Below are 12,524 nucleotides of genomic sequence, written 5' to 3' on the forward strand. Positions count from 1 at the left end.
CGAGCTTGAACTCGCGGCTGAACTTCCGTCGTTGCATCTCCATCCTCCGGTTCCGAAAAACACCTTATCTCGGTGTCCACGAAACCGGCAGCAGCTCAATGCGCCGCCTGGAAGCGAAGCTGGGTCTGCGATTGCTGACCCGGACGACGCGAAGCGTCGCTCCTACCGAAGCCGGTGAGCGGCTGATCGCAACATTGCGGCCGGCTCTAGAGGAGATTGACAACAAGCTTGCATCGCTGACCGAGCTACGCGAGCGTCCTGCCGGCACCGTCAGGATCACTTCGAGTGCCCATGCGGCGCGAGCCGTGCTGTGGCCAGCCGTTGATCGACTAACCGCGGAAAATCCCGACATCCATGTCGAGATTAGTATCGACAGCGGCCTCGTCGATATCGTCAGCGGCAGGTTCGACGCCGGCGTTCGGCTAGGCGAGCGACTGGATCAGGACATGATCGCGGTGCCTATCAGCCCGAAGCTGCGCATGGCTGCGTTTGCGGCACCGGGGTATCTGGACCGGCACGGGACGCCTCAGACCCCCTATGATCTGGCGAAGCACAATTGCATCAGCCTCCGAATGGCGACCTCGGGTGGTTTATACGCCTGGGAATTCGAGCGCGATGGCAAGGAGTTGAAGGTCAAGACACAGGGCCAGCTCGTATTCAACGACGCTGACCTGATTGTCGCTGCTGCTCTGGCTGGCCGTGGCATAGCGTTTACGATCGAAGGTCATGTCGCTCGTCACTTTACAGATGGCTCGCTTATCAGAGTGCTCGCAGACTGGTGCGAACCGTTCGATGGCTACTACCTCTATTATCCCAGCCGGCGACAGCCTTCCCCCGCATTCAGCTTGGTGCTGGAAGCGCTACGTCATTGGATCTAATGCAATGGAATAATGGAGCGGATTAGAGTCGGCTTGGGAATTGCTATCAACCGTTTCGGACGAACACCGCACCTCGGGTCAGCGCCGCAGAACTGAAATTTGCCAGCATTCTGAGTGCCCAGTTTTGTCTGACGGGCGGCACCACTCCCAGTCAAACATCGGCACCATGCCCATGATGACCAGCTCCGTTCTCCCGATCGAGCCAAGACGAACTAAAAATTCGAGTCGTTTCCTGATCGTCCGCACTTCGTAGATTAAACGGACCAAACAGCATTTGCGGAGCGTAGGATCGTCCCCGCTCAAGCTCTCACGCATCAACGCGCTGAACGCATCCATCATCTCCCGGCGTTACGCGTTTGGTGGTCTCGCGCTTCACAGCCGGCTTCAGCCCTACGAACATGCCGCTAGAATCAGAACCGCCGACCCAAACCGGTTCGTCCTTAATCCGATCCTCCAGATGCCGGGACTAACCCCCTAGTCGGCGACGCCAAGGTAGAGAAGCAGCAGGAAGAACAGCGTGGAGGTGATCGATACCACATGCAGCAGCGCGACCGTCCGCCATACGGCACTCAATCGGCGCAATTCGTAGCCGTAGCGGAGTTGCTTGTACATATGGACTGGCGGCACCGCGAGCAGCGCGATCCAGGCAAAGGTCCGCCCCGCCCCGCCGAACGCATAGCCGAGCAGAGTCAGCACCACGACCAGCAGCGACATGAAGGCGATCGAATACGTCGCGAAGACGGTGTGGTCGTACAGCCCGAACCTTCGCCGCCACGCGAACATCAGCCACAGAAACGGAAGCGTCAGCGGGATCAGCGCCCAGCTGTACTTATAGCCGGCGCTCTTCATCTTGTAGATGAGCAGCTTGGGATTCTCGCGGGCATGTTCGACCTTGACGAACAGCCAGTCCAGCAAGTCCTGATCGACCGGTTCGCCCAGCGAGCGGGCGATGAGCCGTGGGCTGGCCGTGTTGAGGTCGGGCAGCATCCGCGCGGCGGTGGTCAGCTTCGCCAGATCCTTGCGAAACCGGGTCAACTGCGTGTCGATCGATGCGACTGACCGGCCGGCGGCCACGGCCGCGGCGCGGTCGCGCTCGAGCATGGCGATCGTCTCGGTCTTGTCGCGGACCGCCTGCCCGATGCCCCGGTGGACACTACCCAGCGACGGCGTCGCCTCACCCATTGCCGGGACCATCCCGCCATCGGTCCAGCCGGGCACGTTGGATACGATGGCAAACATCAGGAACACCGAAAACAGGAACATCGCCATCGGCGTGACGAACTTCGTCCGCTCGCCATCGATATACCGCCGGGTCAGCTGGCCCGGACGAAAGGCGAGGAGCGGCAGCGTCGACCAGAACTTGCCGTCGAAATGGAAGACGCCGTGCAGCACGTCATGCGCGAAACCGATCAGGTCGCTGTGCAGATGCGAGGATTGCCCGCATTCCTGGCAAAAGGCACCAATTCGAGCCGAGCCGCAGTTGAGGCAGCGTCCGGCATGGAGATGGTGCCGGTCGTCGGTCGAGGCGTGCGAGCCGCCCGTGCGATCAATCCCCCGGTCGCCAGCGCGCCCGCATCGTCTAGCCCCTGCATGTTTCACCCCCGCTAAGCGGCCATGCTAGATCACCTGTTGCACTGCGGCAATCGGTCGAATTCGCATTCGACCATGACCCATCAAAAGCAGCGTACCGGTGCTGATACCCGGCTTACGGCTTACCGTCGTGAGCAGAGCTTGCGAGAAGCTGGGACGAGGTGTGTGTGGTCGTGGCGCGACGCTGACGGGGCTGTTCCATAGGCATCCCTTCCATTCCAATGGAAGGATCGCACCATCAAACCGTGGGAACATTCGACGAGGCAGCAGGGGGAGACGCTTCGCTCGATCTGTCTCTGCGGCTGCCCTGGCCCTGCATCAACGCCAACCAAGTGCGGCTTCGTGCGGACGAATGCCGCTCCGCAGATGCCGTCGACACGGGGAACCAATTCTGTTCCTTAACCAAAAAACGCCCCGGCTTTCACCGGGGCGCTTCCAGTCCATCAACCCGGCAGGGTCCCGCCCCGCCGACCGCGATCAATACATGTGCTGGCCGCCGTTGATGCTGAGCGTCGAGCCGGTCACGAAGCCGCCTTCTTCCGAACACAGGAACGCGACGCCGCGTGCGATTTCGCTCGCCTGACCCAGCCGGCCGACCGGAATCTTCGCCACGATCTTTTCGAGCACGTCGGCCGGTACCGCCGCAACCATGTCGGTATCGATATAGCCCGGAGCGATCGCGTTCACGGTCACGCCGAACCGCGCGCCTTCCTGGGCCAGTGCCTTGGTGAAACCGTGGATGCCCGACTTGGCGGCGGCATAGTTGACCTGACCATATTGGCCGGCCTGACCGTTAATCGAACCGATGTTGACGATCCGGCCCCATTTGCGGTCCCGCATGCCGGGGAAGGTCGCTTTGGCAAGGTTGAAGCAACCGCCGAGGTTCGTGCGGATCACGTCGTCCCACATGTCGTAGGTCATCTTGAGCAAGGTGCCGTCGCGGGTGATGCCCGCATTGTTCACGACGATGTCGACCGGACCGATCGCTTCCTCGATCGCCTTCACGCCCGCCTGCGTCGCTTCGAAATCGCCCACGTCGAACTTGAAGGCGGCAATGCCGGTGCGATCACTGAACGCCTTCGCCTTTTCGTCGTTGCCCGCGTAGTTGGCGGCAACCGTGACGCCCATATCCTTGAGCGCGAGGCTGATCGCCTCGCCAATACCGCGCGTGCCGCCGGTGACGATCGCTACCCGTGCCATGCATTCTCTCCTACGACTGTTTCGTCCCTGCTAGGCGGGGTCGACCCAGCCCGCAAGTTCGCGCGCGATAATGTTGCGCAACATTTTATTGCCTGTGGGCTCGGCGTTCAGGCAAGGAAGATAGGCAAAATCGGTGCCGCCCGCTGTTTCGAAGCTTTCGCGGCCACGGATCGCCAGTTCCTCCAGCGTCTCCAGACAGTCCGCCGAAAACCCCGGCGCAAAGATCGCGACGCGGCGCTTGCCCGCCTTCGCCAGTTCGACCAGCGTTTCGTCGGTGGCCGGGCCAAGCCACTTCGCCGGGCCGAAGCGCGACTGGAAGGCGATGGTCAGCGGCCGGTCGAGCGCTTCGGACACCAGCCGCGCCGTCTTCTGGCAATGACAGTGATACGGATCGCCGAGTGCCAGCGTGCGCTTGGGCATGCCATGGAAGCTGGCGACGATCGCATCGGGTTCGAAGGCGAGCTTGGCCAGATCCTCGCGCAGGGTCGTCGCGAGTGCATCGATATACAACGGATCGTCGTAATAGGGCGGCAGGGTGCGGATCGCCGGCTGCCAGCGCAACGTCGCGAGATGGGCAAACGCCTTGTCATTGGCGGTGGCGGTCGTTGCTGCGCAATATTGCGGGTATAGCGGTGCCAGCAGGACGCGGTCGCAGCCCTGTTGCCGGAGCGCGTCGATCCGGCTGGCGATTGAGGGATTGCCGTAGCGCATCGCCCAGTCGATCACGACGCCGTCGCCGAACGCGCCCTGCATCGCGTCGGACTGGGCGCGGGTGATCGCGGCAAGCGGCGAGCCGCGCTCGCTCCACACCTGTTGATAGGCGTGCGCCGATTTCTTCGGACGGGTGTTGAGGATGATGCCGCGCAGGATCGGCTGCCACGCGATCGGCGGGATTTCGACGACACGGCGGTCGGACAGGAATTCGGCGAGATAGCGTTTCACCGATCGCGGCGACGGATCGTCGGGCGTGCCGAGGTTCATCAGCAGTACGCCGACGCGGCGCTGGGGAATGGCGGGGTGATTCGACGGCAGGTCCATGGCGCCGTGTAACGCTTTAGCTCCGGCTTTGGTGCAAGGGGATTTGGTTCGCGCAGAGGCGCGGAGAAGAAGGTTTGTTTTCGCGCAGAGGCGCAGAGGACGTAGAGGGGTTGCGTTATTGGCTGGCGTTTCGCGACCGGGAGACCTCTTCGTCCGCTGCAACCGGATATCGAAGGCGCTTACGCGCGAAGCGTTTCCAAGAGCACCTCTTCTCCGCGTCCTTTGCGCCTTTGCGCGAACATCCGCTTCTGCGTTCTTCCCGATCACCCGAGCAGCGGCAGCGTCCGATACCGCCGCCCCGTCGCGGCGTGCAGCGCGTTGGCGATGGCGGGGGCGACGACCGGCACGGCCAGTTCGCTCACGCCGCCGGGATCGCCGTCCGATTCGATCAGTTCGACCATGATGTCCGGCACATCGACCAGCCGGGGCAGATGCAACCCGCCAAAGCCCCGCACATCGGGCAGGTTCGCGTCGAAGCCGGTGGCGGCACCGGTCGCCTGCGCCATGCCGAAGATCAGACCGCCCTCAATTTGCTGGCGCACCAGATCGGGGTTGATGATCCGCCCGCAATCGACCGCGACGACCAGCCGGTCGACCTTCACCCGCTGGTCATCACCGATATGCGCCTCCGCCATGCAGGCGATCGCCGATCCGCGCATCCGGTGACAGGCGATGCCCTGCGCACTGCCCGGCACCCCGCCCTGCCAGCCGCCCATCGTCGCGACCGTCGACAGGCAGCGGGCGAGCGCGACATCGCCGCCCAGCATCGCGATCCGGAACGAATGCGCCTCCATTCCGGCAAACCCCGCCAGTTCGTCGAGGAAGCATTCGGTGAAGAAGGCGGTGTAGCTATGCGCGCCCGAGCGCCACCAGCCGGCAGGTAGGCCGAGATCGGCGGGATGATGATCGACCGCGACATTAGAAACGCCATAGGCCGGCACCGCACCCTCGGTCGCCAGCGCATCGCCCCGGTCACCCGGCAGTGCCATGCCGAGCGAGGCGGCGACGTCGCCGCCCAGCAGCAATCGCGCCAGATCGCGCCCGGTGCGCGGCGCGGCGATCTGCGCGCGCCAGCCAAGGATGCGACCGCCGCGGCCCAGCCGGGCGGTCATCCGCGCGGCGGCGGGCGTACGATAGCGATCGGCCAGACAATCCTCGCCGCGCGACCAGGTCAGTTGCACCGGCCGTTCCAGCCGGCGCGCCAGCACCGCCACCTGTTCGGCGACGCGATGGTCGAGATTGGCCCCGAACGATCCGCCGGCGATGGTCGGGTGCAGGACGACGCGGTCCTCGCCGATACCGATCGCGCGCGCGGCGGCAGCGCGGGCCAGCGTCGGCGCTTGCGTAGGCATCCACAGCGTCAGGGTGCCGTCATTCCATTCGGCGGTCGCGCAGGTCGGTTCGATCGCGGCATGGAGCGCGGCGCGGACGCGATAGGTCGCGGTCTGGGTCCGCCCGCCGGTGAACGCCGCATCGATATCGCCAGCATCATGCACCCGCGCGCCCTCCCCCGCGAGCGCGGCGTCGAGGGCGGCCGCGATCGAGCGGTCGTCGATCAGCCCATGCGTTTCGAAGCGCGGGGCCATCGCGTCGACCGCGCGATTGGCTGCCCACCATGTCGTCGCGGCGGCGGCGACCCAGCGATCGGTTTCGATCACGCTGACCACGCCGGGCACCGCCTCCGCTGCCGGTTTGTCGGCGCTCAGCAGCTTCGCATCGCCGATCGGCCCCTGCCGGATCGAGGCGAAGACCATGCCCGGCTTGCGCACGTCGCCGGCGAACGTCGCGCTGCCATCGACCTTGGCCGGGGCGTCGAGCCGGGGGGCCGGCGTGCCGGTCAGCCGTTTGTCGTCGCCGGTCCGCAAGGGGAGCTCGCCCCCCGGCAGGCTCTCGCGCGCCGCGCGTTCGGCCAGCACGCCGAAGCGTTCGCGGCGGTCGCCCATCACGACGAATCCATCGGCGGTGCCGCAACTGCGCCAGTCGCCGTCCCAGCCCCGCGCCGCCGCCTTGCACAGCAACACCCGCGCCGCCGCCCCCGCCGCGCGCAGCGGCGCTTCGAACCGGCGGACCGAGGTCGACCCGGCCGTCAGCATCAAGGCGGCCCGCTCGGCATGGGTCGCGCGCGTCGCTTCGGGAAGCAGCGCCAGCGCGTCGCCGAACAGGATGCCGGCGGCCAGCGGATTGGCGTAGAGCGGGTTGATCGGTGCCGCCTCGACCGCGACCGTTCGCCAGTCGGCCCCCAGTTCGTCGGCCACGATCTGCGGCAATGCGGTATAGACGCCCTGCCCATGCTCGGTTTGCGGCACCGCGACCGTCACCTGTCCGTCGCTGCCGATCTTCAGATAGGCGCCGAACACGCTTTCGCCCTCGGCAGCCGCGAGATTGACGCCATAGCGGCGCGGCCACAGCCCCCATGCGACGATCAGTCCGACGCCCGCCCCGCCGCCGATCAGCAGGTTGCGGCGGGTGACGGTCGGACGTTCGGAAGCTGCCATAGGAAAGGCCGTAGCAAATCCTCCCCGGCACGGGGAGGGGGACCATGCGGAGCATGGTGGAGGGGGGTGGCCTGCTCCACGACGGCTGCTCCTGCGGACGTCCCCCTCCACCATCCGCTACGCGGACGGTCCCCCTCCCCGCGGAGCGGGGAGGATCTTGTGTTCCCCTCCACGCGCTTCCCCGATATTACCCGCCGCCACACAGCCGGAGCGTTCCCTTGATCCTTTCCACCCTCGCCGCTGCGACCGGCGATATCGGCATGGCCGCAGGCCATATCCGCTACAGCGATCTGGGGCTGGACCCGGTCGCGCTGAACCTCGGCTTCTTTCAGCTCAAATGGTATTCGCTGGCCTATATCACCGGCATCCTCGCCGGCTGGTGGTATATGCTCAAGCTGCTCGACCAGCCCGGCGCACCGATGGCACGGCGGCATGCCGACGACCTCGTCTTCTATGCGACGCTCGGCATCATCCTCGGCGGGCGGATCGGCTACGTCCTGTTCTATGCGCCGGAAATGATTACCGATCCGATCAAGATCCTGCGCCTGTGGGACGGCGGCATGTCGTTCCACGGCGGCATGGTCGGCCTGATCCTCGGCATCTGGTGGCTGTCGCGCAAACACAGCCTGCGCGCGCTCCGGGTCACCGACTATGTCACCTGCGTCGCGCCGATCGGCCAGTTCCTCGGCCGGCTCGCGAATTTCGTGAACGGCGAGCTGTGGGGCAAGCCCAGCGACGCGCCATGGGCGGTCGTGTTCCCGCGCACCGTCGCCGGTGGTCTCGATCCGGCGCGTCACCCCAGCCAGCTGTATGAGGCGATGGGCGAAGGGTTGATCCTGTTCCTGATCCTCGCCTTCCTCTTCTGGCGGACCGATGCGCGGTACAAGCCGGGCTTCCTGCTCGGCACCGGCATGGCCGGGTTCGGCGTGGCGCGGTTCGTCATCGAATTCTGGCGCGAACCCGATGCCCAGCTGGTCGAATTCGCGCAGGCGACCGGGCTGCATATGGGCCAGTGGCTGACCCTGCCGATGATTGCGGTCGGCGGGTATCTGATGGCGACGGCGAAGAAGCGCCGCGTACGGGTAGAGCCGATCGCCGGCACGGAGAGCGTCGCGTGAAGCTCCTCCCCGACACGGGGAGGGGGACCATGCGCAGCATGGTGGAGGGGGTTCGCCTGCTCCACCACGGTTGCGTCTACGGATACCCCCTTCCACCGTCCTGCGGACGGTCACCCTCCCCGCGCAGCGGGGAGGATTTCGCGTGACCGACGCCGCCCTGCCCGAACGCCTCGCCCGCGCGATCACGCTGGCCGGGCCGATCAGCCTCGCCCAGTTCATGGGGGCGGCCAACGCGCACTATTACGCCACGCGCGACCCGCTCGGCGCGAAGGGCGATTTCACGACCGCGCCCGAAATCAGCCAGATGTTCGGCGAGCTGATCGGCCTGTCGCTGGCCGACGGATGGGATCGCGCCGGGCAGCCGGCGGCGCGCTATGTCGAATTCGGTCCGGGTCGCGGCACCCTCGCCGCCGACGCGCTCCGCGCCATGGCAGCGGCGGGCTGTACCCCCGGCGTCCATTTCGTCGAGACCTCGCCGACGCTGCGGGCCGAACAGGCCAAGCGCGTGCCGCAGGCCGAATGGGCGATGGACGGTGTCGGCCTGCCCGACGACGGCGCGCTGCTGGTCGTCGCCAACGAATTTTTCGACGCGCTGCCGATCCGGCAACTGGTAAAGACGGCGGAGGGCTGGCGCGAACGGCTGGTCGCGTGTCAGGATACGCTGTTCCTGCCGATCGTCGGCACGCGCGGTTTCGACCCGATCATCCCCCCGCATCTGCGGGGGGCGCCGCTCGGCTCGGTCCTCGAAACCGCCCCGGCCGCCGTCGCCATCCTGCGCCAGCTGGCCAAGCGGATCGTCGCGCAGGGCGGCTGCGCGCTCCTCATCGACTATGGCTATAGCGGCCCGGCGATCGGCGACACGCTGCAGGCGGTGCGCGGGCACGGCTTCGTCAATCCCTATGAGAATCCGGGCGAGCAGGACCTGACCGCGCATGTCGACTTCGCGACGCTCGCCGAAGCCGCGCGGGCCGAGGACGCTATGACTTATGGCCCGATCGAACAGGGCGCGCTGCTGAAGGCGCTTGGCATCGATGCGCGGGTACAGGCATTATCGGCGCGGTCGCCCGACCGCGCCGACGGGTTGCGCGCCGATCGCGACCGACTGGTGGAGGACGAACAGATGGGCAGCCTGTTCAAGGCGATCGCGATCACCAGCCCCGGCTGGCCGGTTCCGGCGGGGTTCGCATGACCCCGGTACTGCGCGCGGCGACGACCGCCGATGCCGCGCTGCTGGCGAGGATCGGGGCGGAAACCTTTACCGAGACGTTCGGCACGCTCTACGACCCGGCCGATCTTGCCGCCTTCCTGACCAATCACACGCCCGACAAGTGGACCGGGGAACTGACCGATCCGCGATTTCATGTCGTGCTGGCGATGGCTGGCGACGACGCGGCCGGCTACGCCAAGCTCGGCCCGCCGTCGCTGCCGTTCGAACCGCGCGGACGGCCGATCGAGTTGCGCCAATTCTATGTGCGAACCGCATGGCAGGGCAGCGGGCTCGCCGCGCGGATGATGGCGCATATGCTGGCGACGGCGCGCGCGACCGGTGCCGACGAACTCTATCTGTCGGTTTTCGTCGACAATCATCGCGCCCGGCGGTTTTACGAACGCTATGGCTTCGAACGGGTCGGCAGCTACGACTTCATGGTCGGTAATCATCGCGATGTGGACGACGTGATGCGGGTGGCGCTGTGACGGGCAACGGCGCGAGCGAGGTCGACGTGGTCCGCGCCGCCGCGCTGGACGGCGTGGCGCACGGTTTTCTCGGGCGGCGCGGCGGCGTGTCGACCGGGGTCGTCGCAGGGCTGAACGTCGGCCTCGGATCGGCCGACGATCCGGCGGCGGTGGCGGAAAATCGCGCGCGGGCCGTGGCGGCGGTGCTGCCCGGCGCGGCGCTGTGCGGGCTGTATCAGACGCACTCGGCCTCGGTCGTGCGGGTGCTGACCGCCTTTCCCGATGCCGACCGGCCGCAGGGCGACGCGATGGTCACCGAACGGCCCGACATCCTGCTCGGCATCGTCACCGCCGATTGCGCGCCGGTGCTGCTCGCCGATCCGGAGGCCGGCGTGGTCGGAGCGGCGCATGCCGGGTGGAAGGGCGCGCTGGCGGGCATTACCGATGCGACGATCGCGCAGATGGAAAAGCTCGGCGCACGCAGCGGCCGGATCGCCGCCGCGATCGGCCCGTGCATCGCGCGGGCAAGCTATGAGGTCGATATGGGCTTCGTCGAACGCTTCTGTTTGACCGATCCGGCCAATGAGCGGTTCTTCGCCGAAAACCGGCCCGGCCATGCCCGGTTCGATCTTGAAGCCTATGTGGTGCACCGGCTGGCGACAGCGGGCGTGCGGCGGATCGAGGCGCTGGGGCTCGACACCTATGCGCAGGCGGATCGCTTCTTCAGCTTCCGCCGCGCGACGCACCGCGGCGAGGCGGATTATGGGCGGCAATTGTCGGTGATCGGGATCGCCCAACCGTAACGCTAGTCATCCCGGCGCAGGCCGGGATCCATTGTGTCGGGTGCGCCCGTTTCTGCCGCGACGTCACTCCGTCCATGGATTCCGGCCTTCGCCGGAATGACGGGCAGGCACGGCCACCCGATTTGGTTTCTCCCGTAACTATCGCTACGCTCTCCTGAAAAAGCAGGAGAGACTCAGATGCCCGACGAAACCGAAGCCGACCTGACCGGCGTTCCGCCGCGCCGTCGCCCCAAGCCCTCGGTCGACACCGTTGGCGGTCGCCGGCTGAAACCCGCGACGCTGATGATGGGCCATGGCTATGACCCGGTCCTCTCCGAAGGGTCGCTGAAACCCCCGATCTTCGCGACCTCGACCTATGTCTTTCCCAACGCCGCGGCGGGCAAGCGCCATTTCGAGGGCGTGACCGGCAAGCGGCCGGGCGGTGCGGAGGGGCTGGTCTATTCGCGCTTCAACGGCCCCAATCAGGAAATCCTCGAAGACCGGCTGGGCGTCTGGGAAGCGGCAGAGGATGCGCTGGTCTTCTCCAGCGGCATGTCGGCGATCGCGACGCTGTTTCTGGCGATGGTCCAGCCCGGCGACACGGTCATCCATTCGGGACCGCTCTATGCGGCGACCGAAACGCTGATCGGCCGCGTGCTCGGCCGCTTCGGGGTGAAGTATCTCGATTTTCCGGCCGGCGCGACCCGCGAGGAGATCGAGGCAGTGCTGCGGCAGGCGGAAGGTCCGGTCCCGCTGATCTATCTCGAAAGTCCCGCCAACCCGACCAACGCGCTGGTCGATATCGAAGCGGTCGCGGCCGCCCGCGACGCGGTGTTCGGCGACGGGGCGGAAAAGCCGCCGATCGCGATCGACAACACGTTTCTGGGGCCGCTTTGGCAGCAACCGCTGCAACACGGTGCCGATCTGGTCGTCTATTCGCTGACCAAATATGCCGGCGGACACAGTGACCTGGTGGCTGGCGGCGTGCTGGGTTCGAAGGCTCACATCAACACGATACGGTCGATGCGCAACACCATCGGCACGATTTGCGACCCGAACACCGCGTGGATGCTGCTGCGCAGTCTCGAAACGCTCGAACTCCGCATGAGCCGGGCGGGCGAGAATGCCGAAAGGGTCTGCGCGTTCCTGCGCGATCATCCGAAGGTCGAGCGGGTCGGCTATCTGGGGTTCCTGAAGGATGCCGAAGGCATGGCGCGGCAGGCCGACATCTATGCCCGCCACTGCACCGGCGGCGGGTCGACCTTCTCGCTGTATCTGAAGGGCGGCGAGCGCGAGGCGTTCGCGTTCCTCGACGCGCTGGTCATCGCCAAGCTGGCCGTCAGTCTCGGCGGGACCGAGACACTCGCCAGCCATCCGGCGGGAATGACGCATCTGTCGGTGCCCGATGCGCGCAAGACGGCGCTGGGGATCACCGACAATCTGGTGCGGATCTCGATTGGGGTCGAGGATGCCGACGACCTAATCGCCGATTTCGAACAGGCGCTCGAAGCAATCTAGCTCATCCCCACTGCGTGGGGAGGGGGACCGCCGCGAAGCGGTGGTGGAGGGGGTTTGCCGCGCAACGCAACCGACGCGTACGCCGACACCCCCCTCCACCAGCTTCGCTGGTCCCCCTCCCCGCGGAGCGGGGAGGACTTAGGCGCCGCCTATACCTTCGATCACCTTGCCCGTCCCGCCGCAATTCTGGCACTCGCCCCCGTCGATCGTGCCAGTGCCTCCACAACGCGG

10 protein-coding genes are annotated in these 12,524 nt (G+C 66.4%); 6 read left to right on the plus strand and 4 right to left on the minus strand.

What is annotated here, in order from left to right; genetic code table 11:
* The coding region (locus tag ASE70_RS09610) for a LysR substrate-binding domain-containing protein (RefSeq protein ID WP_327196828.1) at nt 1–878 on the plus strand (878 nt) is incomplete at its 5' end.
* A 474-nt stretch (nt 879–1,352) separates the two neighbouring features.
* Here the strand turns inward: ASE70_RS09610 and ASE70_RS09620 are convergent.
* The 4 genes from ASE70_RS09620 to ASE70_RS09635 form a co-directional block, all read right to left on the minus strand.
* Nucleotides 1,353–2,270: a DUF3667 domain-containing protein gene (locus tag ASE70_RS09620; RefSeq protein WP_056504045.1), complete on the minus strand. Its 918-nt coding sequence runs from the start codon at nt 2,268–2,270 to the stop codon at nt 1,353–1,355.
* 675 nt (nt 2,271–2,945) lie between these two features.
* A complete protein-coding gene (gene phbB, locus ASE70_RS09625; protein ID WP_056504048.1) occupies nt 2,946–3,668 on the minus strand; it encodes an acetoacetyl-CoA reductase in 723 nt (240 codons plus the stop codon).
* Nucleotides 3,669–3,698: 30 nt separating this feature from the next.
* Nucleotides 3,699–4,706 (minus strand): ferrochelatase, encoded by a 1,008-nt coding sequence (gene hemH, locus ASE70_RS09630; protein ID WP_056399221.1) that lies wholly within the window; start codon nt 4,704–4,706, stop codon nt 3,699–3,701.
* Between the two features lie 263 nt (nt 4,707–4,969).
* Complete coding sequence (locus tag ASE70_RS09635; RefSeq protein WP_056504051.1) at nt 4,970–7,201, minus strand: xanthine dehydrogenase family protein molybdopterin-binding subunit; 2,232 nt, start codon at nt 7,199–7,201, stop codon at nt 4,970–4,972.
* Between the two features lie 218 nt (nt 7,202–7,419).
* Here ASE70_RS09635 and lgt point away from each other — a divergent pair, with 218 nt between their 5' ends.
* From lgt to ASE70_RS09660, 5 genes are all read left to right on the plus strand, one after another.
* On the plus strand, nt 7,420–8,319 hold the full coding sequence (gene lgt, locus ASE70_RS09640; RefSeq protein ID WP_056504052.1) for a prolipoprotein diacylglyceryl transferase: 900 nt from the start codon (nt 7,420–7,422) through the stop codon (nt 8,317–8,319).
* 142 nt (nt 8,320–8,461) lie between these two features.
* The gene (locus tag ASE70_RS09645; RefSeq protein ID WP_056504053.1) at nt 8,462–9,508 is read left to right on the plus strand and encodes a class I SAM-dependent methyltransferase; all 1,047 of its coding nucleotides are present in this window, start codon (nt 8,462–8,464) and stop codon (nt 9,506–9,508) included.
* Nucleotides 9,505–10,014, plus strand: coding sequence for a GNAT family N-acetyltransferase (locus tag ASE70_RS09650; RefSeq protein WP_056504060.1), 510 nt, complete (start codon nt 9,505–9,507; stop codon nt 10,012–10,014). Before ASE70_RS09645 ends, ASE70_RS09650 begins: the two co-directional genes overlap by 4 nt.
* A complete protein-coding gene (pgeF, locus tag ASE70_RS09655; RefSeq protein ID WP_056504063.1) occupies nt 10,011–10,796 on the plus strand; it encodes a peptidoglycan editing factor PgeF in 786 nt (261 codons plus the stop codon). The genes ASE70_RS09650 and pgeF overlap by 4 nt, the downstream gene beginning before the upstream one ends.
* A 177-nt stretch (nt 10,797–10,973) precedes the next feature.
* Entirely contained in the window at nt 10,974–12,293 is a 1,320-nt protein-coding gene (locus tag ASE70_RS09660) for a cystathionine gamma-synthase family protein (protein ID WP_056504070.1), read from the plus strand.
* Nucleotides 12,294–12,524 lie beyond the last annotated feature (231 nt).

It is taken from the genome of Sphingomonas sp. Leaf22, assembly GCF_001421715.1.
Taxonomy (GTDB): Bacteria; Pseudomonadota; Alphaproteobacteria; order Sphingomonadales; family Sphingomonadaceae; genus Sphingomonas.

Bases quoted from the DNA above. Each gene is read 5' to 3' on its own strand.
- ASE70_RS09660 (WP_056504070.1), top strand. From the start codon at position 10,974: ATGCCCGACGAAACCGAAGCCGACCTGACCGGCGTTCCGCCGCGCCGT.
- ASE70_RS09635 (WP_056504051.1), bottom strand. From the start codon at position 7,201: ATGGCAGCTTCCGAACGTCCGACCGTCACCCGCCGCAACCTGCTGATC.
- ASE70_RS09650 (WP_056504060.1), top strand. From the start codon at position 9,505: ATGACCCCGGTACTGCGCGCGGCGACGACCGCCGATGCCGCGCTGCTG.
- hemH (WP_056399221.1), bottom strand. From the start codon at position 4,706: ATGGACCTGCCGTCGAATCACCCCGCCATTCCCCAGCGCCGCGTCGGC.
- phbB (WP_056504048.1), bottom strand. From the start codon at position 3,668: ATGGCACGGGTAGCGATCGTCACCGGCGGCACGCGCGGTATTGGCGAG.